Source organism: Caldicellulosiruptor naganoensis (assembly GCF_026914285.1).
In the GTDB taxonomy this organism is placed as follows: Bacteria; Bacillota; Thermoanaerobacteria; order Caldicellulosiruptorales; family Caldicellulosiruptoraceae; genus Caldicellulosiruptor; species Caldicellulosiruptor naganoensis.
This window is the reverse complement of record NZ_CP113864.1, coordinates 2165357-2191957: the sequence shown is the minus strand read 5'-3', so window position 1 is coordinate 2191957 and position 26601 is coordinate 2165357. Positions and strand designations below refer to the sequence as shown.

Annotated in this window: 21 protein-coding genes; 18 read left to right on the top strand and 3 right to left on the bottom strand. The window is 37.1% G+C overall.

Annotated elements, in window-relative coordinates:
* The first annotated feature begins 103 nt into the window (after nt 1-103).
* Nucleotides 104-2467, top strand: coding sequence for a transglycosylase domain-containing protein (locus tag OTJ99_RS10915; protein WP_045166215.1), 2364 nt, complete (start codon nt 104-106; stop codon nt 2465-2467).
* A gap of 91 nt (nt 2468-2558) precedes the next feature.
* Here the strand turns inward: OTJ99_RS10915 and OTJ99_RS10910 are convergent, their stop codons facing one another.
* On the bottom strand, nt 2559-2882 hold the full coding sequence (locus OTJ99_RS10910) for a cupin domain-containing protein (protein ID WP_045166216.1): 324 nt from the start codon (nt 2880-2882) through the stop codon (nt 2559-2561).
* A gap of 351 nt (nt 2883-3233) precedes the next feature.
* Here OTJ99_RS10910 and OTJ99_RS10905 point away from each other — a divergent pair, with 351 nt between their 5' ends.
* The 17 genes from OTJ99_RS10905 (at nt 3234) to OTJ99_RS10825 (ending at nt 22584) form a co-directional block, all read left to right on the top strand.
* Nucleotides 3234-4328 (top strand): class II glutamine amidotransferase, encoded by a 1095-nt coding sequence (locus tag OTJ99_RS10905; RefSeq protein ID WP_045166217.1) that lies wholly within the window; start codon nt 3234-3236, stop codon nt 4326-4328.
* Nucleotides 4325-5833 (top strand): glutamate synthase-related protein, encoded by a 1509-nt coding sequence (locus tag OTJ99_RS10900; RefSeq protein WP_045166218.1) that lies wholly within the window; start codon nt 4325-4327, stop codon nt 5831-5833. The genes OTJ99_RS10905 and OTJ99_RS10900 overlap by 4 nt, the downstream gene beginning before the upstream one ends.
* Before the next feature lie 4 nt (nt 5834-5837).
* Nucleotides 5838-6305 carry a 4Fe-4S dicluster domain-containing protein gene (locus OTJ99_RS10895; protein WP_083943577.1) on the top strand — a complete coding sequence of 156 codons (468 nt, stop codon included), beginning with the start codon at nt 5838-5840 and terminating at the stop codon, nt 6303-6305.
* A 21-nt stretch (nt 6306-6326) separates the two neighbouring features.
* Nucleotides 6327-7595, top strand: coding sequence for an NAD(P)/FAD-dependent oxidoreductase (locus OTJ99_RS10890; protein WP_045166220.1), 1269 nt, complete (start codon nt 6327-6329; stop codon nt 7593-7595).
* 1 nt (nt 7596) lies between these two features.
* Complete coding sequence (locus OTJ99_RS10885) at nt 7597-8352, top strand: GltB/FmdC/FwdC-like GXGXG domain-containing protein (RefSeq protein WP_045166221.1); 756 nt, start codon at nt 7597-7599, stop codon at nt 8350-8352.
* A gap of 85 nt (nt 8353-8437) precedes the next feature.
* A complete protein-coding gene (locus OTJ99_RS10880; RefSeq protein ID WP_045166222.1) occupies nt 8438-8926 on the top strand; it encodes an HD domain-containing protein in 489 nt (162 codons plus the stop codon).
* Between the two features lie 104 nt (nt 8927-9030).
* Nucleotides 9031-9159 (top strand): hypothetical protein, encoded by a 129-nt coding sequence (locus tag OTJ99_RS10875; protein WP_268748539.1) that lies wholly within the window; start codon nt 9031-9033, stop codon nt 9157-9159.
* Nucleotides 9160-9386: 227 nt separating this feature from the next.
* Nucleotides 9387-11699, top strand: coding sequence for a glycoside hydrolase family 3 N-terminal domain-containing protein (locus tag OTJ99_RS10870; protein WP_045166223.1), 2313 nt, complete (start codon nt 9387-9389; stop codon nt 11697-11699).
* Between the two features lie 183 nt (nt 11700-11882).
* Complete coding sequence (locus OTJ99_RS10865) at nt 11883-12581, top strand: TraX family protein (RefSeq protein WP_045166224.1); 699 nt, start codon at nt 11883-11885, stop codon at nt 12579-12581.
* Between the two features lie 130 nt (nt 12582-12711).
* Entirely contained in the window at nt 12712-13698 is a 987-nt protein-coding gene (gene dusB / locus OTJ99_RS10860) for a tRNA dihydrouridine synthase DusB (protein WP_045166225.1), read from the top strand.
* Between the two features lie 46 nt (nt 13699-13744).
* A complete protein-coding gene (locus OTJ99_RS10855; RefSeq protein WP_235374968.1) occupies nt 13745-16765 on the top strand; it encodes an S-layer homology domain-containing protein in 3021 nt (1006 codons plus the stop codon).
* Between the two features lie 48 nt (nt 16766-16813).
* A complete protein-coding gene (locus OTJ99_RS10850; RefSeq protein WP_045166412.1) occupies nt 16814-18247 on the top strand; it encodes an S-layer homology domain-containing protein in 1434 nt (477 codons plus the stop codon).
* A 42-nt stretch (nt 18248-18289) separates the two neighbouring features.
* Entirely contained in the window at nt 18290-19708 is a 1419-nt protein-coding gene (locus OTJ99_RS10845; protein ID WP_045166227.1) for a S41 family peptidase, read from the top strand.
* A 91-nt stretch (nt 19709-19799) separates the two neighbouring features.
* Nucleotides 19800-20192: a bacteriohemerythrin gene (locus OTJ99_RS10840; protein WP_045166228.1), complete on the top strand. Its 393-nt coding sequence runs from the start codon at nt 19800-19802 to the stop codon at nt 20190-20192.
* 136 nt (nt 20193-20328) lie between these two features.
* Entirely contained in the window at nt 20329-21684 is a 1356-nt protein-coding gene (gene rlmD / locus OTJ99_RS10835) for a 23S rRNA (uracil(1939)-C(5))-methyltransferase RlmD (protein WP_045166229.1), read from the top strand.
* Nucleotides 21685-21698: 14 nt separating this feature from the next.
* On the top strand, nt 21699-22094 hold the full coding sequence (locus OTJ99_RS10830) for a YkvA family protein (protein ID WP_083943579.1): 396 nt from the start codon (nt 21699-21701) through the stop codon (nt 22092-22094).
* Between the two features lie 7 nt (nt 22095-22101).
* Nucleotides 22102-22584, top strand: coding sequence for a methylated-DNA--[protein]-cysteine S-methyltransferase (locus OTJ99_RS10825; protein WP_045166230.1), 483 nt, complete (start codon nt 22102-22104; stop codon nt 22582-22584).
* 31 nt (nt 22585-22615) lie between these two features.
* Here the strand turns inward: OTJ99_RS10825 and OTJ99_RS10820 are convergent, their stop codons facing one another.
* On the bottom strand, nt 22616-23977 hold the full coding sequence (locus OTJ99_RS10820; RefSeq protein ID WP_045166231.1) for a GH1 family beta-glucosidase: 1362 nt from the start codon (nt 23975-23977) through the stop codon (nt 22616-22618).
* Between the two features lie 244 nt (nt 23978-24221).
* Entirely contained in the window at nt 24222-26594 is a 2373-nt protein-coding gene (locus tag OTJ99_RS10815) for a GH36-type glycosyl hydrolase domain-containing protein (RefSeq protein WP_045166232.1), read from the bottom strand.
* Between the last annotated feature and the right edge of the window lie 7 nt (nt 26595-26601).

Sequence of the window (26601 nt, the reverse complement as noted above, 5' to 3'; positions counted from 1 at the left end):
TGTTTCAAACTATGGATTGAAATTTTGGGATATACATCTTAAAATTTTTCAATAGAAAAATTGATAACAGCTTGTGGCTTTGCACTGAAAGGGGGAAGGCAGGGTGAAAGGGCAAAAAAGACCTCTACAAACTTTTTTCAAATCTTTGGCACTTACCTTAGCAGCGCTAATAGTATTCTCTATAGGAGCTTTGGGTGGAACAATTGCAGCTTATATTAAAGCCATTCCCCCTGGAACTTTGGATGAAATTGTAGAAGATACAGTAAATGATGCTACAATAGTATTTGATGAAATAGGAAAAGAGGTAGCTACTTTAAACAGGGGGCAAAGTGGTGTTAGAGTTTCGTATAATCAAATACCCAAAGACCTCATAAATGCGTTTGTTGCCATTGAGGATGAAAGATTTTGGCAGCACAATGGAATTGATATAAAAAGGATTATTGGGGCATTTGTGCATAATCTTCAAAAGGGAACTTTAGCTGAAGGAGCAAGTACAATTACCCAGCAACTTGTGAGAAATAAGCTTTTGATGTTTGAAAAGTCGTTTAAAAGAAAAATACAAGAGCAATATCTGGCGATACAACTGGAAAAAAGACTTACAAAACAGCAGATTTTAGAGGAATACTTAAATACAATAAACCTTGGAAATGGTGCTTATGGTGTACAGGCTGCCGCATATACTTACTTTGGCAAAGATGTCTCAAAACTGTCTTTGGCTGAATGTGCGCTGATTGCTGGTATAACAAAAAATCCTTCCTATTACAATCCATTTAAGTTCCCTGATCATGCAAAGAAAAGACAAGAACTCGTACTAAAGAAAATGTTAGAGCTGGGGTATATCACCGAAGAAGAGTATTACCAAGCAATTAATCAAAAGCTTGTATATGCAAAAAATAGTAGCAGGAATTTACTTCCATACAAATATCCTTATTTTGTAGATTCTGTTATAGATGAGGCAATTGAAGTACTCCAAAGACAAAAAGGAATTACAGAAGAAGAGGCAGAGGACTTAGTCTATGGTGGAGGACTTAGGATTTACACAACATTGGACAGAAGCATTCAAAGCGCGATGGAGGAAGTTTTTTCAAATTCAAGGTATATGCCTACAGTTAGGTATTACGACAAAAATGGAATTCCACAGCCACAAGCAGCAGCTGTGTTGATTGATTTTAGAACAGGAGCTGTGAAAGGTATAATTGGTGGAAGAGGCAATATGAGTGCAGTGCGAGTTTTTAACAGAGCTACCATGTCTGTACGCCAACCAGGTTCTGCAATAAAGCCCATTGCTGTTTATGCCTTAGCTTTAGAAAGGGGCTATAGCCCATGGAGTGTTATATTAGATGCACCTTTTTCTATTGGAGGATATGCACCTAAAAACTGGTATGCAAATAAAACTGGCTATAGTAGCTACAAAGGTTATATGACCCTAAGACAGGCTCTTGTATGGTCGGCCAATGTACCAGCAGTAAAGCTTGCATACAAGTTGGGTGTTCAAAATGTTTACGAAAATCTCCGAAAATTTGGATTTACTACTTTGACCGAGGAAGACAAAAATAACTTGTCCATTGCAATTGGTGGTTTTACCTATGGAGTAAAACCAATTGAGCTGACAGCTGCGTTTGCAGCAGTTGCAAATGGAGGAGTGTATAAAAAACCACATTTTATCACAAAAATAGAGGATAGATATGGTAATACCATTTATGAGAATACAGATGATAGCAAAAGAGTGATGGAAGAAAAGAATGCGCAGCTTTTGACTTATATGCTTCAGAGTGTTGTAAAAACAGGGATAACCATTGGTACGAGCTTTGATTATCCTGTTGCAGGCAAAACAGGTACAACTGACGATAACAAAGACAGGTGGTTTGTAGGATATACCCCCGATTATGTTTTAGGTGTGTGGGTAGGTGAAGATGAGCCAAGGCCTTTGGACTATCTTGATGGAACAAATCCCGCAGTAAAGATTTTTAAAGGAATTATGGATAAGATTGTGAGTGAAAAGGGAATAAGGCACAACTTTACAAAACCATATAGGGTGTATAAAGGTTATGTGTATAAAAGTAATTCCAGAACATATAATCAAAATATTAACATTTCTTCCGCAACTCCTGGTACACAAGTTTTAAATGTTTCTACACCCTCCACTGCCAGTGTAAATTCAAATTCAAAAGAGGATTTTAACAATAATATAACACAGCAAGAACTTTCTCAAGTAAGAGTTCAAAATTCACCGGGGCAGAATGACACTCAAACAGTCACCCAGCAATTTAAAAACAATGAAGCTATAAAACAGTCCAACATTGCACCTTCTCAACAAACCAAGCAAAATAGTGAAACTTCAAATAAAACTACTGAACTACAGCCAATAGAGAAAAATTCAGCAGTAGGAACGCAAACCAATTCTGGGTCAGATTCGACTTTTCAATCCAATAGCCAAACTGTAAGTGATGAGATTTACGGTCAGTGAAGTAATAAATACAATTAAGAAGAAATAATAGAAGAAACATACTGAAAAAAAGGCTGTCACATCAAAAGGGTTGTGACAGCCTACATTTCTTTCATAGCTCATACTGATGGCCTTTTCGCCTTTTGCCCATAAGAGGACCTTCCAGCCAAAACATTGTTGTGTCCTCTAAAGCTTCTACAATTTCATGAAAATCTCCCATCCTTGTCCAAAGCATATCACCTTTTTCAAGTATGTATTCCCTCTCTTCTGAAATTACTTTTATTTTACCCTCAAGCACAAAATAGTACTCATCACAGTCGTGAGTATGTCTCTCTACAATGTTTTTTTGTCCTTTTTTGTAATAAGCAATTCCCCACGAGGAAAATCCTGGGTCACCAAACAGCGATGGCTGCTCATTTATATTTCGTTTTGGCATTTTCTCACCTCAAAAAATTCGTTTTTTCTCTTCAGTATGTTATACTTAAATTCTAACCCATAATCATTGCAATTAGAAGATATATTCAAAATTTTTTGCTTTTTATTTTAACACCCAATGTTTTGCAAGTTCTGTACCAAAATTGCAAGTTTTTTATTTTCAACTTGCAAGAAGCAAGAAATTTACCTCAATTTATTATTGAAGATTTTAAAATTTGTTGCTATAATTAAACTTAACCCATTGTATACATGTATGAATGTTGTTCTTTGCATGCAAAAGTATATAAGAATTTTACTCATAAAGAAAGAATTGTAAGCAAAAATTTCAATTTATATACAGGAGGTATAAAAATTGCTAAGGGAAGGGCAAGTTAGGATTCCATCAGGTTGTGCTATTTCTGGGTTTATAAACAAGAAGGGTGTGAGGGTTTCTGGTACAGACATTATAAATTCCATTGCAATTATGAAAGAGAGAGGAAATGGACTTGGTGGTGGGTTTGCAGCTTATGGAATCTATCCTGACAGGAAAGACTGGTATGCTTTTCATCTATTCTTTGATGATATAAAAGCAAAGGAGGACACAGAACACTTTCTAAACCAAAACTTTGAAATATTAGAGAGTGAGGTTATTCCAACAAGAAAAGTTTCAAGCATTCAAAACGCTCCAATTGTTTGGCGATACTTTGTAAAACCTCTTGAAAAAAGGTTGAGAGACACAGAAAAAACAGAAGAGGACTTTGTGGTGGACAGTGTTATGTTCATAAACAGCCAGATTGATGGTGCATATGTCTTTTCAAGCGGTAAGAACATGGGCGCATTCAAAGGAGTTGGGTATCCTGAGGACATAGGCGAGTTTTTCAGAATTGATGAATATAAAGCATATATCTGGACAGCGCACTCAAGATTTCCGACAAACACACCTGGTTGGTGGGGCGGTGCGCATCCGTTTACGCTGCTTGACTGGTCAATTGTCCACAATGGCGAGATTTCGTCATATGGCACAAATTATAGGTATTTAGAGATGTTTGGATACAAATGTACACTCAGAACAGACACCGAGGTCATGGCATACCTTTTTGACCTTCTTCTAAGAAGACACGGACTTCCTGTTGAGATTGCAACAAAAGCGTTAGCAGCGCCGTTTTGGAGTGTGATCGACAGGCAAAGCGAACAAGAAAGAGAGAAACTGAGAGCTATCAGGATAGTTTACCAATCGTGCCTTGTAAATGGGCCGTTTTCTATCATTTTAGGTTTCGCAAATGGAATATTAGCATTAAATGATAGGATAAAGCTAAGGCCGCTGGTTGCAGCGCAAAAAGGCGATTTTGTTTATGTTGCATCAGAAGAGTCGGCTATTAGAGAAATTTGCAAAGACCCAGAAAAGGTCTGGATGCCAAAGGGTGGCGAAGCTGTTTATGTTACTTTGGACGAAGGGGTGATAGTATGATTTCGCTATATGAAAACGAATTTGAGGTTGTAAGGGACGAGCTAAAGTGCATTCGCTGTAAAGTGTGTGTCAAACAGTGTGCAAACGAAGTTCATGAATATGATGAAGAAGAAGACAGAGTGTTTGCAGATTCTTCAAAGTGTGTTGCATGTCACAGATGTGTTGTAATGTGCCCAACAAAAGCAATTACAATCAAAAAGACAGAAAATGCATTCAAAGAGAACGCAAACTGGACACCTTCATATATAAATGAAATATACAAACAAGCAGAAACAGGCGGAATACTTCTGACTGGTATGGGTTGCGACAAGCTTATTCCCATTTATTGGGATAGACTCTTAATAAACGCGTCCCAGGTTACAAATCCGTCAATTGACCCGCTGAGAGAGCCAATGGAGCTTAAAACCTTTATTGGTAGAAAACCTGACAAACTTGAGTTTGATGAAAATGGTAATCTTAAAACCAAACTTCCGCCACAGCTTGAATTAGAAGTACCTATTATGTTTTCTGCGATGTCATTTGGCTCTATTTCACTCAATGCTTGCGAGTCTTTGGCGGCAGCAGCAGTTGAGGTAGGAACATACTGGAATACAGGTGAAGGTGGCCTTCATCAAAAGCTTTACAAGTACAAAGAAAGAGCAATAGTTCAGTGCGCATCAGGAAGATTTGGAGTTGATGTTGACTATTTAAATGCAGGTGCGGCAATTGAGATAAAGATAGGTCAGGGTGCAAAGCCGGGGATTGGCGGGCACCTTCCTGGTGAGAAGGTTGGTGAAGAGGTATCAAGAACAAGGATGATTCCAATTGGTTCTGATGCAATCTCACCAGCACCACACCATGATATTTATTCAATTGAAGATTTAAGACAGCTCATTTTTGCGCTAAAAGAGGCAACAAACTACACAAAACCAGTTGGTGTCAAGATTGCAGCAGTTCACAACGTTGCGGCAATTGCCTCTGGTATTGCAAGAGCTGGGGCTGATTTTATCACAATAGATGGTGTCAGAGGCGGAACAGGTGCAGCGCCGCTTAGAATAAGAGATAATGTTGGTATACCTATTGAGCTGGCTTTGGCAGCGGTGGACTCAAGACTTAGAGAAGAAGGAATTAGAAATCAGGTATCAATCATTGTTGCAGGGTCAATCAGAAATAGCGCAGATGTTGTAAAAGCCATTGCACTTGGTGCTGATGCTGTTTTCATTGGAACAGCAGCGCTGATTTCCTTGGGGTGCCACGTTTGCCAAAAGTGCCACACTGGAAAGTGCAACTGGGGTATTGCAACACAGGACCCAGTTTTGGTAAAAAGACTAAATCCAGAGATTGGTGCAAGAAGAGCGGCAAACTTGCTAAAAGCATGGGCTCATGAGATAAAAGAGATGCTGGGCCTGATGGGGATAAATGCTTTGGAGAGCTTGAGAGGAAACAGGCTTATGCTCAGGGCAGTTGGGCTTACAGAAAAAGAGATGGAGATCTTAGGTGTGAAGCATGCAGGAGAGGGGGTCTAAAAAGGTGGCAAAGAAGATATTTCCAAAAGAAGAGGTGTGTGTGGGCTGCCATTTGTGCGAGGTCTACTGTGTGTATGCCCACTCTAAATACAAAAAGCCAACTGTGAAGGCCCATGAGCTTGTAAAACTTTACAACAAACATAAGGATTCAAAACCAACTCCAAGGATTTTAGTTGAGGAAAAAAGTGGTGAGTGGACAACCTTTGCACTGCAATGTAGACATTGCGACGATGCCCCCTGCACTAAAGCTTGTATCACAGGTGCTATGAAAAAGCTTGAAGACGGAAGAGTCATCTGCGATGAGGAAAAGTGTGTCGGCTGCTGGTCGTGTATAATGGCATGTCCGCACGGGGCAGTAAGGCGCGGAGAGAACAAAAAAGCAGCATCTAAATGTGATTTGTGCTTAGAGCTTGGCGAGCCTGCGTGCGTCAAGAACTGCCCGAACGAGGCACTTGTAATCAAAGAGGTGTAAAAAAGGGGGAAATGAAACAAGATGAGATATGTTATAATAGGAAACTCTGTTGCAGCCTGTGGCTGTATTGAGGCGATAAGAAAAGTAGATCTCCAAAACCCTATTGTTGTAATCTCAGATGAAAAGTACAGGGTGTATTCAAGACCGCTTATTTCATACTATCTTGGTGGAAAAGTTGACGAGAACAAGATGTATATAAGGGATGAGGATTATTACGAAAAGAACAAGGTAGAAGCAATCCTTGGCAAAAGAGCTGTCTCAGTTGACTTCAAAAACAAAGAGGTTGTGCTTGATGATGGAAGTAAAGTAAAATACGATAAGCTCCTTATTGCAACAGGTGGGAAGCCTTTCGTGCCACCTACAAAAGGATTTGAGCTAAAAAATGTCTTTACATTTATCAAGTTTGATGATGTAAAAGCCATAGATGAAGCTATCAAGAATGGTGCAAAAAAGGCAATGGTTATTGGTGCGGGACTTTCTGGTCTTAAAGCAGCAGAGGCGCTTATCAAAAGAGGCTTGGAGGTTACTGTTGTTGAGCTTGCAAACAGGATTTTGGGCTCTATCTTGGATTTAGAGGCATCAAAGATAGTTCAGGATGAACTGGAAAAACACGGGATTGTTTTTAAACTTGAAACATCTGTTGATGAGATAATTGGGGATGGCAAGGTTGAAAAAGTAAAGCTGAAAAATGGTGAGGTTTTAGATACCGACATAGTTGTGTTTGCCATAGGTGTTGTTCCAAACATTGACTTTTTAAAAGGGACAGAGCTCAAAATCAATCGCGGAATTGTTGTAGATGACCATATGAGGACAAACCTTGAAGATGTATATGCAGCAGGTGACTGCGCAGAGGGGTATGACTGCGTCTATCAGCAGCAAAGAGTAATTCCTATCTGGCCGAATGCGTACAATCAGGGCGAGACGGCAGGTTATAATATGGCAGGAGTTGAAAAGACCTTTGACAGAGGCTTTCCAATGAACTCTATAGGATTTTTTGATGTGCATATGATAACAGCAGGAATTGTCATGCCAAACTCAGATGATATAGAGGTTCTTGTAAAGCATGATAAGGAAAAAAATAGCTATAGAAAGATTTACATCAAAAACGGCCGTGTTTTAGGGTTTATGTTTATAAACTCAATTGACAGAGCAGGTATGATAACAAATATGATAAAAGAGGGCTTAAATGTTGAGAGCATAAAGCACAGACTCCTTGACGATGATTTTGGATACTTAGATTTGCCAAAAGAGCTGAGGCAAGAGAAGATTTTAGGGGGTGCAAAAGCTTAAAATGGCAGATAAAGGTAAACTTACAATAGATGCGAAGGGTATACACTACAAAGAACTCAATGAGATGATTGAAAATGCGCTAAATGAGGGGTATAAAGAGATAGATTTAATAAACGTAAATGGTCAGCGCTATATAGGTGACGGGCTGACTTTCCCAGACAGAAAACTTAACATCTATGGCACCCCTGGCAATGATATGGCAGCCTTTATGAACGGGCTTACAATAGAGGTTTTTGCAAACGGTCAAGACGGTATTGGCAATACCATGAACGCGGGCAAAATCATAGTTCATGGTTCAGCAGGGGATATTATAGGCTACGGTATGCGTGGCGGCGAGATATTTATTAAAGGCAATGTTGGATACAGAGTTGGAATTCACATGAAAGAGTATATGGACAAAGTACCTGTACTTGTTGTTGGTGGCAAGGCGGGAGATTTTTTGGGTGAGTACATGGCAGGTGGAAGGATTATTGTACTTGGCCTTACTTTAAAGGAAGATGAGGAGATAACAGGGCTTTATTGTGGAACCGGTATGCACGGCGGAGTCATGTATTTAAGAGGCCAGCTTCAGCCGTATCAGCTGGGGAAAGAAGTGAAGATAGTTGATATGGAGGAAGAAGATTACAAGTTTATAGACAAATACGTAACAGAGTTTGTAAAATACTTTGGCTACAGCAAAGAGTTTATAATGTCAAAGCCATTTTATAAGCTAATTCCATACAACAAGCGTCCTTACGGAAAGCTCTATGCTTATTAATAAAAAATTTTTTAGTGGCCAGTGGTAATTTTGTTTTTGCCATTGGCCGCTTTATATTTTTCATAAACAGTGGAGGTGCAGTTTTATGGATATTGAGAAGATTTTGCTTGAAATGATAAAATATTTCAAAACTGATGTGCAAAGGATAAACCATGCAATAAAGGTATTTTCATTTGCAAGGCTGATTGGGAAAATGGAAGGGTTAGATGATAGTAAACAGCAGATTTTAGAGATAGCAGCTATACTTCATGACATTGGTATAAAGGTTTGTGAACAAAAGTATGGTTCTACTGCTGGGCATCTTCAAGAAATAGAAGGACCGGAGGTTGCAAAAAGTATTTTAGATGGCTTTGATATAGACCAAAAAACATTAGAAAGAATTCTTTTTTTAATTAGCAATCATCATTCCTATCACAAGATAGATGACATAGACTTTCAGATTTTAGTTGAAGCTGATTTCATTGTAAATATCTACGAGGATGGAATGTCAAAAGAGGCTATAAAGCTGGTCAAGGAAAAATACTTTAAGACAAAAACAGGCACAGCACTTCTTAAAACTATGTTTGAGGTGTGAGTGGAAAGCTTTACAGCAGTAGTTTGGTAGCACGGTCAACAGCAAAAGTGCGTGTTGAGGTTGAAAAAATAAAAAATGTAGGATGGTAGGAGGGGAAAATTTGTATGGACTTTTTTCTTAGTATTTTGCCAATCTTGCTGGTTTTAGTGCTTCTTATCTTTATGAAAAAGACTGCAGACTTTGCAGGGCTTGTCGGGTGGATTGCAACAGCAAGAGTTATTAACGAGTTTTAACTGGTTAAAATAGGAAGTGTAGACATTTACATTTATAAATTTTTGTTGTTGAAGTTGTTTATGAAGAGTGATATAATAACTCTCAAAGAGAAAATAAAAGTGGGTATTATTTTTACTCATTATTGAAACCGTTTTCTAATTTTGATTTCACTTTGATTTTGCTGTATTTCCTACCCCTAGCACATTTTAAATTTTTTAAAGTCTAAAAATCGGAGGTGTTTTAAAAAGTGTCAATTGAAAAGAAAGTGAATGATCTTTTGCAGAAGATGACAATTGAAGAAAAGGTGTATCAACTCACAAGCATTCTTATACAAGATATTTTGGAGAATGACAAATTCTCACCACAAAAAGCAAAAGAAAAGCTACCACATGGAATTGGGCAGATTACAAGGCTGGCAGGTGCGAGCAATCTGTCACCACAAGAGGCAGCAAAGACTGCAAATGAGATTCAAAAGTTCTTGATTGAAAACACACGACTTGGGATTCCTGCAATGATACATGAAGAATCTTGCTCGGGCTTTATGGCGAAAGGTGCAACTGTTTTTCCACAGAGCATAGGCGTTGCCTGCACATTTGACAATGAAATTGTTGAAGAACTTGCGAAAGTGATAAGAACGCAGATGAAGGCAGTAGGTGCACATCAAGCTTTAGCACCGCTGATTGATGTTGCAAGGGATGCACGCTGGGGAAGGGTTGAGGAGACATTTGGAGAGGACCCATACCTTGTTGCAAATATGGCAGTAAGCTATGTAAAAGGGTTGCAAGGTGATGATATTAAAGAAGGAATTGTTGCAACAGGAAAACACTTTGTTGGGTATGCAATGTCAGAAGGTGGAATGAACTGGGCACCTGTCCACATTCCTGAAAGGGAGCTGAGAGAGGTATATCTTTATCCATTTGAAGTTGCAGTAAAAGTTGCAGGCTTGAAGTCCATCATGCCAGCATATCACGAGATTGACGGGATTCCATGCCATGCTAACAGAAAATTACTTACCGATATAGCAAGAAATGAATGGGGATTTGATGGAATTTACGTTTCAGACTACAGTGGTGTGAGGAACCTCTTAGATTATCACAAGTCTGTAAAGACTTATGAAGAAGCAGCGGCACTTTCACTTTGGGCAGGGCTTGACATTGAGCTGCCTAAAATTGAATGTTTCACCGAAGAGTTTATAAAAGCTTTAAAAGAAGGCAAATTTGACATGACTTTGGTTGATGCAGCAGTAAAAAGAGTTTTAGAGATGAAGTTCAGACTTGGGCTTTTTGACAATCCATATATCAAAACTGATGGTATTGTAGAGCTATTTGATAACAAAGAACAGAGACAGCTTTCAAGAAAAGTTGCACAAGAGTCTATGGTACTTTTGAAGAATGACAATTTCCTGCCACTTTCAAAGGATTTAAAGAAGATTGCAGTAATTGGTCCAAATGCAAATTCTGTGAGAAATCTTTTGGGTGACTATTCGTACCCTGCTCACATAGCAACTCTTGAGATGTTCTTCATCAAAGAAGACAAAGGAGTTGGCAACGAAGAAGAGTTTGTTAGAAACGTAATCAACATGAAGTCTATTTTTGAAGCGATAAAGGACAAGGTTTCGAGCAATACTGAAGTTGTGTATGCAAAAGGTTGCGATGTGAATTCACAAGATAGGTCAGGATTTGAGGAAGCAAAAAAAGCAGCAGCGGACGCAGATGCGGTAATTTTGGTTGTTGGCGACAAGGCAGGTTTAAGACTTGACTGTACATCTGGCGAGTCAAGAGACAGAGCATCTTTAAGACTGCCTGGCGTTCAAGAGGATTTAGTAAAAGAGATTGTAAGTGTAAATCCAAACACAGTTGTGGTTTTAGTAAATGGTAGGCCGGTTGCACTTGACGGGATTATGGAAAATGTCAAAGCTGTGCTTGAGGCATGGTTCCCAGGTGAGGAAGGTGCAAATGCTGTTGCAGATGTTCTGTTTGGGGATTACAACCCAGGTGGTAAACTTGCAATTTCATTCCCACGAGATGTTGGTCAGGTTCCAGTTTACTATGGACACAAACCATCTGGGGGAAAGTCTTGCTGGCATAGGGATTATGTTGAGATGTCAACAAAACCGCTTTTGCCATTTGGCTATGGGCTTTCATATACCACTTTTGAGTACAAAAACTTTGCTATTGAAAAAGAAAAAATTGGCATGGACGAGAGCATAAAAATATCCATTGAAATTGAGAATACAGGAAAATACGAAGGAGACGAGATTGTACAGCTTTACACAAGAAAGGAAGAGTATTTGGTAACCAGACCTGTCAAAGAGCTAAAAGGCTACAAGAGAGTTCATCTAAAACCTGGTGAGAAGAAGAATGTTGTATTTGAACTCTATCCAGACTTGTTTGCGTTCTATGACTATGGTATGAACAGGGTAGTGACACCTGGAGTTGTTGAGGTTATGATAGGTGCATCATCAGAGGACATTGAGTTTACAGGAACTTTTGAAATAGTGGGAAGCAAGAAGGATGCAAGACAGCTTAAGCACTACTTTAGCAAAGTTTGGTGCGAATAATATTTGAAGTTCAAAGAAAACGAGGTTGCTGCACTTTTCCGAATTAAAAGGGAGTGTGGCAGCCTTATTTTTTTATAGCAACAATTTTTTAAAGGTAGTAAACATATTTAAAAAGGATTTTAGACTCGTAAAGTAGAAATATACAATCAAATTACCTTATTTAGTTTGAAGGGAGAGTTATTTGTGGAAAAAATAATTTCAAATTTAAATACACTACCTTTATTTGTGCTTATGTCAAAAAAGCTTACAAAATCTAAGTCCAATCTTTTAAAGCTCATTGCTGCTGCTTCTATGCTAATTGACCACATAGGTTATTTGTATTTTCCCAATAGAGTACTTTTTAGAATAGTTGGGCGAATTGCATTTCCTATTTTTGCTTTTCAGGTAGCAGCTGGTTTTAAGTTTACATCAAATCCTAATAGGTATTTAAAAAGGCTTTTCATATTTGCGCTGGTTTCACAGATTCCGTTTAGTCTTATGACAGGGGACCCATACGAGCTAAATGTAATTGCTACATTCTTCTTTGCAGCTGTAGCTTTATTTTTTATTCAGAAGAGATGGTATTTTCTTGTTATAATTCCACTTGCAATCTCTTATTTTGTTCCTATGGACTATGGAATATATGGTGTTTTGTCAATTCTTATTTTTTACTTATTTTTTGACATACCATTTTTGCAACTGATAGGATTTTGTATCCTTACATGGTTTGAAGTACACCTTATAGACTGGCCTGTTCAGTTTTATTCAATAATATCTGTAGTCCTGATTTTACTAATTAGAATGCTACCAGTTGAATTTGAACTAAGGCTAAACAAATACTTTTTTTACTGGTTCTACCCTGTTCACGTGCTGCTTCTTGTTGTGATAGGAAAGATGTTTTAAAATGGAAATTTTCAAAGATTTGTAATTTTGAATGTTTAAAAAATGTGATAAGATTATGATAAGTTAAAGACAAATTAAAACAAGAGAGAGATTGTATTAAAAAGCCTTTTTGAAAGGAGCAAAAAACAGAATGCTAAACATCAAAGGAAAACTCTTCTTAGCACCAATGGCAGGGTTTACAGACAAGGTATTTAGAAGCCTTTGTAGCAGGTTTGGTGCAGATGTTACCGTAACTGAGATGGTGAGTGCAAAGGCAATCACAATGGGAAGCCAAAAGACAAAAGAGCTAATTTCGTTTTCTGAAGATGAAAAGATAAAAGGTGTTCAAATTTTTGGAAGCGACCCACATGTAATGGCTGAAGCGGTCAAAATTATTCAGGATGAATTTGAGTACGATTTTATTGACATAAACATGGGCTGCCCTGTTCCAAAAGTTGTAAAAAGCGGTGAAGGAAGTGCGCTGATGAAAAATCCTTCTTTGGCAGCAAAGATAGTTGAAGAGGTTGCAAGGGTGAGCAGGAAACCTGTGTCTGTAAAGATACGAAAGGGATTTGATGAAGAAAATTTAAATGCGCCAGAGTTTGCCTATATCATGCAAGAAAGCGGAGCCTCTTTTATAACAGTCCATGGCAGAACACGCACACAAATGTATTCAGGAAAAGCTGACTGGGAGATAATAAGAAAAGTAAAAGAGAAGGTTAAAATTCCAGTTGTTGCGAACGGCGATATAGTGGATTTTGAGTCAGCAAAAAAAGCGTATGAAATAACAAGAGCAGACAGCATCATGATAGGAAGAGCAGCGCTTGGAAACCCTTGGGTGTTTCTTCAGATAAAAGAGGGATTTGAAAACGGGCAGGTTACAACAAGAGTCTTACCTCATGAGAAAATCAAAGTTGCAATTGAATTTTTCAAGCAACTTTGCATTGAAAAAGGCGAGAAGATGGCAGTGCTTGAGGCAAGGAAGCATCTTAGTTTTTTTGTAAAAGGTATTGAGAATGCAGCAAAAATTAGAGATAGAATTAACAGAATAGGTGAGGCAGGAACTTTAATTTCCTACCTTGAAGAGTTGAGAGCAGAGCTTGAACAAAAGTCAAAAATGGTCGATAATATCATATGAGGAAAAACTTATTTAGGACTTTGTGACACAATCAAGAGATAAGAAGGTGACAGATTTGAGAGGAATAAAGTGTATTTTTGTTTTATTGATAACTTTAATATTTGTTTTAAACCTTTTAATACCAGTGAGGGCGCAAGCTACTTTCGAATATACAGCAAATTCTGATTATAACAAGATGCTTAAAAATACCACTACTATTCAGCTTCCTCAAAATCCTGTGTCAAAAAGGTCTCTTCTGTTTTTGTCTGCCTTAGGTTTTTTTAGCTCAACAAGCAAGACAAGGATAAAACCTGCTGATATTCTCACAAAAGAAGAGGCGCTTTCAATAATCCTAAATTCTGCAGGTAAACAACAAGATGCTTTTTTGAGGGCAGAAAAATTAGAAGCAAAAAGGCCGTCTGGTTCAAAGCTTGTTAAACCCTATAACTACCTTTATTTAGGGTACATCCAGCTTGCGTATGACATGAAAGTAATTTCAAAAAAAGAGTATCAGGATGCAATAGCTCAAGTCCAGCCAAGCCAAAAAGATCATGAAAAAATGACAGCTGACCTTATAAAAAAGAACAATGAAATTGTCTCAAGGGCTGTGTATGAAGGAAGACCCTACTCATATGACGACCTTGTGTTTGTTAGGTCAGCACCTGCAACAAGGCAGGAGGTTTGCCGCTGGATTGTTTTGACACTCAAAATTCCTCAAAGCTATGAGAATTTAGCGCGGCTTTACCCTGATTATGACAAAATTGACAGCAAATTTTTGTCTTCAATAAATACCCTTCTTAAAAATGGAAGCTTAGTTGGAAGGTCTGATGGATATCTTCACCCGGATGACTACATAACATATGAGGAGCTAAGTTTCATCTTGTATAAACTTAAAGACTATATTGTAAAGGCGAACAACCTTAAAAAAGAGCCTGTTGAGATAAATGGTGTTCAGAGATACTCTGATAAAATAGTAATAACCTGTGAAAATGATGCTGGAAATAATATAAACATAACGCTATCGCCGCCAAAACAAGACTTTGTTGTAATAACAGATAATGGGGCGGTTTTATCCTCTTCTTTGCAACAAGGAGATTATATTGACCTTTACGTAAATAACAAAAATCAGGTTGTATTAGGTGAGGTTTTATCCAAGGCTGGTACAGTTACAGTGAAGGGTGTTGTAACAAAGATTGATATAAAAAAGAATACAATTCAAATAAAACTTTCAGATGGCAAAGTATATAATCTTTTAGTGGCTCCAAAAGCTACAATTTACGATACAAGAGCTCAAAGAGCTATAAATCTTTCGGATTTGTCAGTGGGGAATATAGTCCAGACTACTTTCAAAAAGGAAAGAGCTGATAGCATCACCATTTTGTCTTATCAAGACCAAGATATAAACAAAATAGAAGGTGTTATTTCTCTGATTGCAAATGATAAAATTATTATAAACTCAAACGGAAAACTCTTGTCATTTTTGCTGTCGCCTGATACAGCTTATATTGACAAAGGTGATTTTACACGTATGCTTACAAAAAATAATTTTTATCAAGGCATGAAGGTTTTGGTCGGGGAATATGGTGGCTATGCTCAGTATATCAGCACTACCTATGATGAAAGGTCAGAGGACGTAGTTTCCGGCATACTTTATGAAATTGACACAAACCTGAATTATGTAGAAATCTACAACCAAGACGGTGTCAAAAAAAGTTACAGGTTTTCAAAAAAGCTTGGGCTCAAAGTTATGAAGGATGGAAAGCTTGTATCGCCTGATAGCCTTTCAAAAGGCGATATAGTATATCTTTATTTTAACGGTGATTTTGTAAGAGCTATCACTGCAAGCTCAAACCTTCAGCCAAAGATTGCTAAGATTGAGGATATCCAAAGGAACCCCATAACTAAGATGCCTCAAAAAATATATCTCAATATTGATGGCAAGGTATATGGTCCTTATGATTTAAATAGTGAAGTTGAGGTTGTAAAAGATGGCAAAAAAACAAGTTTGAAAGATTTGGCTTCGGGGCAATTTGTAAAAGTTACAGGGTCATTCTTTGGAATGTCTGCAAATATTAAAAAGATTGAAATTTCAACAAATGAGTATGTTAAAAACATCTATCTTGCCAAGGCATCAATAATTGGCGGAAATTTGTATTTATCAAACATCTCAATCTTGAGAAACAACAAGTTTGAAAAGCTATATGACTATAAGACATTTAAAATTCCAGCTGATGCGGTGTTTATTGTGGATGGTAAAAGACAGGACAGCATTCCTACTTTACAAAACTTTTCAGTAGTGGTAATTACAAAAGATAGGTTTTCGCAAGAAGTGTTGGGTACAGTTTTTGCACTCTCAAAAGGTTCATATTCTGTAGTAGATGGTGAAGTTACAGGAACAAGTTCAGGGACTATTCTGCTATCTGGAGAGCAATTTAACTTCAGCCAAAATTCATACATTATTGCAAATGGGCTTGTCTCAAATGCTTCTTTGAAGGTTGGAGATGAGATAATAGCTGTGACTGATGGGAAAAACTTGGTTGTTGCTAAGTACAAAGAAGCAGTCTCAAAACCAATTATTGTAAGAGGAGAAGTTTCAGAGATTTCAGAGCTTGAATATATAAAACTCAAGAACTACGTATACCTTGATAAACAAAACGGTTGGCAGTTTGTCTCAACTCCACTTGTACTTTTGTATGACACACAGACAACCTATTGTGATGTCTATGGGATAAATAATCCTGAGGACATCTTAGGGCTTCTTAACAAAAGCGTGTATATTATACATGATGGAAAGTATGCAATGTCTGTAATTGATGCAAGTTTTGGCGGGTATATAGTTGTTGGTACTATGGGTAAAAATAGACAGGTTTTAAATCCTCAGTATTATGATATGATTACAAAGACGTGGAACAAGATAAATGCAAGCCTTGTTTTGGACCTGTCAAGTGCAGTTTTAATAAATAGCTCTGGGACTATTTTGCAAAGTCCTCCGCAGTACGGCGATGATGTGATATTGCTTGTTCCTCAAAGTGTTTTTGACCTTTCTAAAACTACTGTAAAGCCGTCTGTTGTGATAATCAATTATTAAGATATTGTTAGCTTCATAAAGGGGGTATAACTTTTGAAAAAAAAGAGCTTGGTTTTGATTGCTGTAATTGTACTTTTTCTTGTTATTTTTCAAAACTATGCATTCTCTGAAGAAGGGTATCTGGGATATGAAGGTGGAATATCTTCATATAAAGAATCTGACCCCAAAAAGACAAAGATAGATTACTATGAATATACATTTGTGACAGGTCAGCCTATTTTACTTTCTGGAACGCTGGATGCTAAGATAAAAACTGCTGCGAATTCTGAGACAATTTCCTATTCATATGACCTCAAAGACTCAAGCGGTAAGATAACAATAAAAAGGACAGTCAGCCTAAAAGGAAGCTTGACAAAACTTCCAAATGGTAGTATAACAAAGGAGTATACTCTAAGTAGCTACAAAGAGACATTAACAGTCAATGGTTCGGTTTATAACCTTCAGAACTATTCATTTTCGAAGGCTACAGCGGTAGATACCAATCCGGCTGTAAATTTTTATCAGGGTGAATGGAATTTAGTAAAAACATATGATGGAGGCTTAAAGATTACAATTGAAGGCGAGAACTATGGATATGACGGGTACTGGGGAAGTGGAGAGTTTCAGAAAGTAAAACAGACAATTGAAACACCTTCATGGTTTGGGGTTATAAATCAAAATATTGCACTTGTGCAAAAAACTCTTCTGGAGTTTAAGAAAAATGACACACCATCAAGTATCACAGGTACATATGTTTTAAAGTCAAAGGTTGAAGGAAACCTTGATATCACCTATGACATGCCTCTATTTACCAAAAACGGGGAGGTTTTGACAAAGAGAAACAAAGGCAAGATCCAAAAGAATATTGAAAAGTCGCCTATCATCAAAATGGCTGTTATTCCAAGCCTTCCAAAAGTAAAAGGGTATGAATATGAAGAAGCGATAAATACATGTTTTGCCTTCAACGGTTTTGACAGCAAAGACGACTTTGTTCCCACAGAGTACATTACAAGAGCCCAGTTTGCCAAACTTTTACTTGATACACTGAACATCTATAACAAATATTACAATACACGTACAACCCAGAAAAAGTCTATTTACAAGGATGTTCCGCTAAACCACAAGTATTATGGATATATATATGCCGCAACAAAAGCTGGGCTTATGAGAGGAAAGTCTTTAGATTACTTTAAGCCTGAAGATTATATAACGCGTTCTGAGGCAGCGGTGATAATTGCAAAAGCGTTAGGGTTTGACAAAAAGGTAACATCGCCTATCACTCAGACTGATTACTTGGATGATAATAGTATTCCCACATGGGCAAAGGATGCTGTACAAATTTTAAAGGATACCAAAATTATGGTGGGAAGCGAAGAGAATATGTTCATGCCAAACCAGAAACTCACAAAGGGTACTGCTGCTAATATAGTATTTAATCTTATAAACTATTTGAGAAATAATCTGCCACACCAGTATCTTAATATGAGTATTTTTCACGAGTAACGTCTAACTGTGATAAAAAAAAGTATGATGGAGGTAAGAAAAATGAACAGAAACAAAAAGCTTTTATTAAGAATTGTTGCTATCATGGGTGTACTTTCTTTATTAATTGCAGTGCCTGTTTATTCGCAGTTTTTCATAATTTCAAATGACTATCCAACAGAGCAGCAGATGGATTATATAAAAAAGGTTTTGCAGGTTGCGAGGGTCTATCATATAGGAAAATACAGCTACGATGATTTGATTGACATGATGTTTGCAGGGCTTTTTAAGAGCCTTGACAAGTACTCAGAATACATGAAACCCCAACAGGTAAAGGACTTTACAGAGAGCGTAAACGGCGAGTTCTCTGGAATAGGTGTTCAGATAGAAAAACAGGATGACTATATTGTAATAACAGGAGTATTTGATGGGACACCTGCAAAAGAGGCAGGTTTGAAGGTTGGAGATAAGATAATTGCGGCTGATGGGAAAAGCCTCATTGGCAAGACAACAGACGATGCTGTAAAGCTAATCCGCGGTCCTGAAGGGACAACTGTTGTGATAGATATATTAAGAGACGGCAAAACTTATAGATTTTCAATTGTGAGAAGAAAGATTAAAATTCCAGTTGTTGAGTACAAGGTATTGGAGAATAAAATTGGGTATATTAAACTTACCCAGTTTACACAGGGTGCATCAAATGATGTGAAAAAGGCTCTTGATGAGTTTGACAAAAAGGGTATTAAAAATATCATATTTGACATTCGCAACAACCCAGGTGGACTTTTGGATGAGGTTGTGAAGATTTGCAAATTCTTTGTGCCAGCAGGTCCTATTGTGACAATCGAGTATAATACATTCAAGGATGAATACAAATCTGATAACAAAAATCCAAAATACAAACTTGCTGTTTTAACAAACGAATCAAGTGCGTCTGCCTCAGAAATATTTGCACAGGCTATTAAAGACACTAAAGTAGGCGTTGTGATTGGCACAAGAACCTACGGAAAAGGTACAGTGCAAACGCTGATTTCTCTTCCTGAAACAGATACCAAAAAAGGCTACATGGCAAAGGTCACGGTTGCTAAATACAAATCACCGTCTGGCTACTATATAGATGGCAAAGGTGTCATACCAGATATTGAAGTGCAGGATGACTCACTTGCTCAGTTTGGACCTGACAAGATTTTGACTTTGACGACAACTAAGAAATACAAAAAAGGCGATATGGATTTAGAGGTACTTGCTGCTCAGCAAAGACTTTACTACCTTGGATATTTGAAAAATTGGACAGGAAAAATGGATGATGAAACAGTAAATGCTATAAAGAAGTTCCAAAAAGACAATAAGCTCTATCCATACGGTGTGCTTGATATAACAACACAGAAAAAAATCAATGAAAAGTTTACGGAGTTTTTGAAGTCAAAGTATGTTGATAGGCAGCTTCAAAGGGCTATTCAATATTTTAAACAGGGGAAGTAAAAGTGTAATATTGTGAAATTAGGGTTGCGTTATTTCTTTTTGAAAATGAGTATAAATAATTCAGCGCGGTAGAAAAAGAGGAGGTTTTTGTATGCCACAAATTGAATGGCTTGACCAGTACTCTGTGGGTGTTGAGTCAATAGACAATCAGCACAAAGAGTTATTTGAGAGGATAAATAAGCTACTTGATGCATGTAGCCAGGGTGAGGGCAAGAAAGTATTGCCAGAGGTTTTGGATTTTTTGGGTGATTATGTTGTGTTTCATTTTTCAACAGAAGAGAAGTACATGAAAGAGTACCTGTATCCTGATTATTCTGCTCACAAAAAAGAACACGACAACTTTGTTGAGACTTACAAAAAGTTCAGAAGTGAGATAGAAAAAGAAGGAGCAGGTGTTGCAGCTGTTATAAAGACAAACAGACTTGTTGTTGACTGGTTCAAAAATCATATACTTGGAACAGATAGAAAGCTTGTAGTTTTCTGAAGGAGAAGATGAAATAGTGTTTTTGAAAGATTCTAAAATGGCAAAAGGCACCTTTGAAATAGGTGCTTTTATTTTTTCTCTCAAATGGTGTAGAATATAAAGCGTCTTGAAATTTAGGAGGAAAGGGGCAAAGAGATTGGTAAAGGTTGGGGATGAGTTTGTTGTTAAGATAGACGCTCTGAATCACCAAGCTCAGGGTATAGCAAGAATTGATGGATATGTTGTATTTGTCGACCATGCACTTTTAGGTGAGGTTTTGAAAGTAAAGATAGTCGAAGCAAAGAAAGAATACGGAAGGGCTGAGATTGTTGAGATAATTGAGAAAAGTCCTTACCGCAAAGAGCCAGAATGTCCGGTTTATTATGAATGTGGCGGATGTCATTTGATGCATACAAGCTATGAACATCAGCTTGAGATAAAAAGAATGCTTGTTAAGGATGCATTCAAAAGAATAGGGAAGCTGAGTCCTAAAATAAACCCTGTTTTTGGTATGGAAAATCCTTTTAGGTACCGCAACAAGGTGCAGTTTCCTGTTGGAAAGGATAGAAGTGGTGTAAAGATAGGTTTTTATAAAAAGATGACACATGAGATTGTTCCAACAGAGTTTTGTCTTATTCAGCACAGAGACACTGATAGAGTAATAAAAGTGATGAAGGAAATAATAAAAAAGTACAAAATTGAGATTTACAATGAAAAACTTCACACAGGAATATTGAGACATATAATGATAAGAAGGTCGTTTGCATTTGACCAGATGATGATTGTACTCATTTGCACAAAAATGCCAGATAAGATTGAGGAGGTAAAAGAAGAATTAGTAACAAGCTTTTCAAATTTAAAGTCGTTGTATGTAAATGTCAACAACAAAAAAACAAATGTAATTTTAGGAGAAAAAGATATACTGATTTGGGGCAGTCCTACTATTTCCGACAAGATTGGCAAGCTATTGTTTGAAATATCACCAAAGTCATTTTTTCAGGTAAATTCTGCGCAAACAGAGGTGCTCTACAGTCAGGTGGTAAAATATCTGATGAATATTGAAGCAGAAGTTGTATTTGACATATACTCTGGCATAGGCACCATTTCAATGTTTGTTGCACCGTTTTGCAAAAAGGTCTATAGCATAGAGATAGTTAGAGATGCAGTGGAAGATGCTAAAAGAAGCAGCAAGAATAATGGCATTTCGAATGTTGAATTTATATGTGGCTGTGCAGAAATTGAGATTCCAAAGCTATTGAAAAGCGGAATTATACCCCAGGCAGTGATTCTTGACCCGCCGCGAAGTGGATGTGAAAAAGAGCTCTTAGAAAGCTTGATAGAGCACAAGATTTCAAACATAATTTATGTATCCTGCAATCCTTCAACACTTGCAAGAGATAGCAGTATTCTTTGTTCAAATGGCTATGAAATTTTAGAAGTTCAGCCTGTGGATATGTTTCCACAGACATTTCATGTAGAGTGCGTGGTTTTGTTTAAAAAGGGCTATAGTTAAAAGAGGTGGATTCATTGAATAAAAATGTGAGAGAAAAAGCAAAATTATTAAAAAAACAAATTCCGGCTATTTTTTTAGCAATGAAAAGAAGAGATACACCTCTTTTAGCTAAGATATTTGCTTTGATTACTATTGCATATGCTTTGTCGCCAATTGACTTTGTACCAGATTTTGTACCCATTTTAGGTTATCTTGATGATATAATAATTCTTCCACTTTTGGTTACAATAACAATAAAGCTTATACCAGATTCCATTTTAAATGAATGCCAGAAAGAGGCAGAAAATCTTTGGCAAGAAGGAAAACCAAAGAAATGGTATTATGGTATTCCCATTATTATTTTTTGGAGCTTAATTATTGAAGCGATTATTTACAAGGTTGTTAAAAATATTAGTTTAAAGAGCAGGTGAATTTAAATTGAAAAAATCTGTTGGCTATTTACTGTCTCCAATTGGGCTGATAAAGATTGTTGGACAAGACGATAGCATAGTATCAGTGGAGTTTGTCTCACGCAAAGATGAAGAAGAGCTAATTTGCCCTGTTGTAAAAGAAGCTATTTTGCAGCTTGAAGAGTATTTTGAAAGCAAAAGAACCACTTTTGATCTAAAACTTCAACTGCAAGGGACAGAGTTTCAAAAGCGAGTATGGAATGAACTTATTCACATTTCCTTTGGAAGTGTAATTTCTTACAGTGAACTTGCCAAAAAAGTTGGAAAGCCCCAGGGTGCAAGAGCTGTTGGAAATGCTGCCAAGAAAAATTCAGCTGTGATAATTGTTCCGTGCCACAGGGTGGTCAAGTCAGATTTGTCCTTGGGCGGTTTTAATGGTGGGCTTGAAAAGAAGATTTGGCTACTTTCACATGAGGGATGGAAAATAGAAAACGGGCTTTTGAGAAAGTAAATTTCTCCAAAAGCCCGCTTTTAATTTATATTTACGAGTTTTCCTTTATATACTGCTGATAAAAATAAAAGCTGTCTTTTTTAATCCTCTTTTGTGTTTCATAGTCCACATATATAACTCCAAACCTTTTTGTATAACCCATTGCCCATTCAAGATTGTCCATCAGAGACCATACAAAATAGCCGCGCAAATCTACTCCATTTTCAATTGCTTTTCTTGCTTGATCAAAGTGCTGTTTTAAATACTCAATCCTTTTGCTATCGTGCACTTTTCCATCTTCAGTTACAATGTCGTTATAAGCAGCACCGTTTTCTGTTATATAAATTGGAATTTGTGGATAATTTTCTTTAATCCACATCAAAAGGTCAAAAAGTCCTTGCGGGAACACTTCCCAGCCCATCTCAGTGTATTCTCCTGCAGGATGTTCCCATCTTATTGGGAATATCCAGGAAGAATTTTCATCGTAAAGCCTAACAGCACGTGTGTAGTAGTTGATACCAAGAAAATCAGGGAAGATGAAATTTTCTTTTACTTCCTTGAGCATCTTTTCGGCTTTTTGGCTATCTAACAAATCTTTTTGAACAAGATAATTTAGGAGCTTTTGAGGATAGCTTCCTTTGAGTACTGGGTCAAGGAAAAGTTCATTGTCAAGCTGGCTGCTCAAAGAAACCATTTCTTTTTCAATTTCGCTTACATTATATCCAAGCCTCTCTGTCTGAAGATAAACTGGGGTTAAATTCAATGTAATTCCAACTTCAACATCAATATTGTTTTCCTTCACAGCTTTTACAACCTTAAAGTGAGAAAGCATAATGTTGTGCACAACATCCATTGCAACTTTAAAGTCTTTTATTCCTGGTGCGTGGATTCCATACCAGTGGCCTAAAAAAGCAATACAATAAGGTTCATTAAATGTTATCCATTTTTTTACTTTATCTTTGTAGCGGTTTATAAGAAGCATTGCATATTTGAAATAATGGTTTACAATTTCATTGTTTGCCCAACCGCCAATGTCTTGTAGCTTTTGTGGAAGGTCCCAGTGATAAATGGTGACAACCGGTTCAATACCGTTTTCAACAAGCTTGTTTATAAGTTTATCATAAAACTCAAGTCCTTTCTGATTTAAAGTACCATAACCATCTGGAAAGATTCTTGCCCATGCAATAGAAAACCTGTAGGCTTTAAGCCCAAGTTCTTTCATAAGAGAGACATCTTCTTCGAACCTGTGGTAATGGTCACAGGCAACATCGCCATTATGACCGTACAGTGTATTTCCTTTTTGATGTGTGAACCTGTCCCAAATAGACTCGCCTTTTCCATCTTCGTTCCATGCACCTTCAATCTGATATGATGCAGTTGCAGCACCCCACAGAAATCCTTTTGGGAAACTCATTTTTGTAAACCTCCTTAAGTAATAAAACTTTTTTGTCGTGAAATCAATTACACTCATATCAAAATATATTGCCATATAAAATTTGACTTTGCAAATAAAAATTTTAAATAAATATAGCAAAAATTTTAGATGTTTTTTACCAATAATTGTTTAAGAAAAGAAACAAAAAAAAGAGACACACCACTTTTAAAATACAAAAGGTGTGCCTCTTTTTGTGCAGTTTTATTTTTCATACTTTAAAAGGTTATTTTCCCATCAAAACTTCAACTACATTTTCTTCATCAAGCAACTCTAATGGAATCAAATTACCCACAGTCTCTTTTCCATTTACTAATATCTTTTTAACACCTTTTGAAATATGGTCTGGATTTGAAACCTTAATGGAAAGTTTTCTTCCTCTGAAAACTCTCTCAACTTCAAAACCGTCCCACTGCTGTGGTATACATGGGTCAATAATAAGCCCTTTATAGTGAGGTCTTATTCCAAGGATATACTGTGTTGCTGCAACAAATGCCCATGTTGCAGTACCTGTCAACCATGGATTTCGCGCACGGCCAAAATAATATGGATGTTCTTTTCCGGTGATAAACTGGGAATAAACATAAGGTTCTGCTGTATAGATTTCAGCAATATTATTTTTGTTTGCAGGAAGAAACGACATATAGTATTCAAAAGCATAATCGCCTCTTCCAAGTACAGCCTCTGCAATAATTACCCATGTATTAGCATGACAGAAAATTGCAGCATTTTCTTTTAATCCCGGCGGGAAAGAGGTTACAGCCCCAACCTCTATAATATAATCAACATAAGCTGGCCAATTTTTGACACATCCATGTTCTGTTGCAAGGTATTTTTTAACACTGTCCATTGCCATTTTGCCTTTTTCATCAACAAAAGCGCCTGAGAATACTGACCATGACTGAGAATTTAGGAAAATCTTGCTCTGTTCACTTTCTTTTGACCCAAGTTTTTTACCGCTTGCCAAATACCCTCTTACAAACCACTCGCCATCCCATGTATACTCTTCCATTGCCTTTTTGATTTCATTTCTATAAGCTTTATACTTTTCAGCATCATCAGTCTTTCCAATATACTCAGCAAGTTCTATAAACTCAGATAAAGCTTTGTAATAAAGCTGGGTCGACCATGTACTTTCGCCACCGTCTTTGAGGTTGATACAATCATTCCAGTCAGCAGCAAGACCAAGCAAAAGTCCATGTTTTCCTCTGTGATTCCATGAAAACTCCAAAGCTTGTTTTAAATGCTCATAAACAGAAGCACTTCCTTTGTCCGCATATTCAACAACTTCATCTAAGATAGAAAAGTCACCTGTTTCTTTTATATAGTGTGGCACAGCAATCAAAAGCCATAAATGGTCATCTGAATAAATTCTATCTCGTGGAGGTATATTATGTTCTCCTTGAGCCCATGTAAGAGGCTGGAAATGATGCATCGCATATCCTTCAGACAGCTGAGCCTTCAAAAGCTCAATGAGTCTTTTTCTTACCTCTTGTGGGATTGAATGTGCAACACCCAGAATGTCCTGTGAAGAATCTCTAAAGCCAAGTCCGTCTCTTCCTCCAGCCTCTATAAATGATGCAGACCTTGACCAGTTAAATGTTGTATGGCACTGATACTGATTCCATATGTTCAACATCAAATTCATCGTCTCGCTTGGTGTTGTGCATTTGAACTTGCTAAGCCGGTCATCCCAGTACTTTTGCACCTTTTCAAATTCTCTTTGGATATTTTCTTTTGATGCAAATAGTTTTTTATATTCTTTTCCTTCCTTATATGCATCTCCTATTCCCAGTACAAACACTAAGTATTCTTCTTGGCCAGGCTGAAGTTCAATTTTTACCTGTGTTGCAGCGCATGGGTTTCCACCTATTGCAATTGACCCAAAACACCTGCCATTTTGAATTGCTTCTGGATTAGCTTCACTGTTATATGGACCAATAAATACATCTCTATCTGTATCAAAACTTTCAATCTTTTTATTTGTGCATGTGAAAAAAGCTTTTGGTTCATAAGGACTCCAGAGCTTGATAGAATAATCTACAATTTCATCTTCTTTGTTATAACCCATTCTGCAGGTGTAAAGAATATACTGAAAATCCATCATGTCAAGCATGGAATTCCAAAGACAGAACTCTGTATAAGTAAATACTGATAATTCCTTTTTTTCACCTGACTCATTCTTGATTTTAACTTCCCAGATTTCAATTGGCTTGTCTACTGGTACAAAGATTTTTAAAGATGAGGTTATGTTGCTATATTTACTTTCAAATATTGAATATCCAAGACCGTGTCGACAGATGCTGTTAAAACTTTCAAGAGGCTTTCCAACAGGTTGCCAGCTTATTGACCAGAAGTCTTTTGTCTTTTCATCTTTGATATATACATATCTTCCAGGTCTGTCCATTGGGATGCTATTGAACCTGAAACGAGTGACCCTTCCAAGCTTAGGGGATTTGTAAAAAGAATAACCTGAGGCATTGTTTGAGATTATAAGACAATAGTCACTTGTCCCCAAATAATTTACCCATGAAGTTGGTGTTTTGGGGTTTATTATAACATACTCTCTGTTTTGAGAATCAAAGTATCCATAATTCATTAAAAAA

Bases quoted from the DNA above. Each gene is read 5' to 3' on its own strand.
- OTJ99_RS10900 (WP_045166218.1), top strand. From the start codon at position 4,325: ATGATTTCGCTATATGAAAACGAATTTGAGGTTGTAAGGGACGAGCTA.
- OTJ99_RS10845 (WP_045166227.1), top strand. From the start codon at position 18,290: ATGAACAGAAACAAAAAGCTTTTATTAAGAATTGTTGCTATCATGGGT.
- OTJ99_RS10910 (WP_045166216.1), bottom strand. From the start codon at position 2,882: ATGCCAAAACGAAATATAAATGAGCAGCCATCGCTGTTTGGTGACCCA.
- OTJ99_RS10875 (WP_268748539.1), top strand. From the start codon at position 9,031: ATGGACTTTTTTCTTAGTATTTTGCCAATCTTGCTGGTTTTAGTGCTT.
- OTJ99_RS10885 (WP_045166221.1), top strand. From the start codon at position 7,597: ATGGCAGATAAAGGTAAACTTACAATAGATGCGAAGGGTATACACTAC.
- OTJ99_RS10890 (WP_045166220.1), top strand. From the start codon at position 6,327: ATGAGATATGTTATAATAGGAAACTCTGTTGCAGCCTGTGGCTGTATT.
- OTJ99_RS10815 (WP_045166232.1), bottom strand. From the start codon at position 26,594: ATGAATTATGGATACTTTGATTCTCAAAACAGAGAGTATGTTATAATA.
- dusB (WP_045166225.1), top strand. From the start codon at position 12,712: ATGCTAAACATCAAAGGAAAACTCTTCTTAGCACCAATGGCAGGGTTT.
- OTJ99_RS10880 (WP_045166222.1), top strand. From the start codon at position 8,438: ATGGATATTGAGAAGATTTTGCTTGAAATGATAAAATATTTCAAAACT.
- OTJ99_RS10840 (WP_045166228.1), top strand. From the start codon at position 19,800: ATGCCACAAATTGAATGGCTTGACCAGTACTCTGTGGGTGTTGAGTCA.
- OTJ99_RS10820 (WP_045166231.1), bottom strand. From the start codon at position 23,977: ATGAGTTTCCCAAAAGGATTTCTGTGGGGTGCTGCAACTGCATCATAT.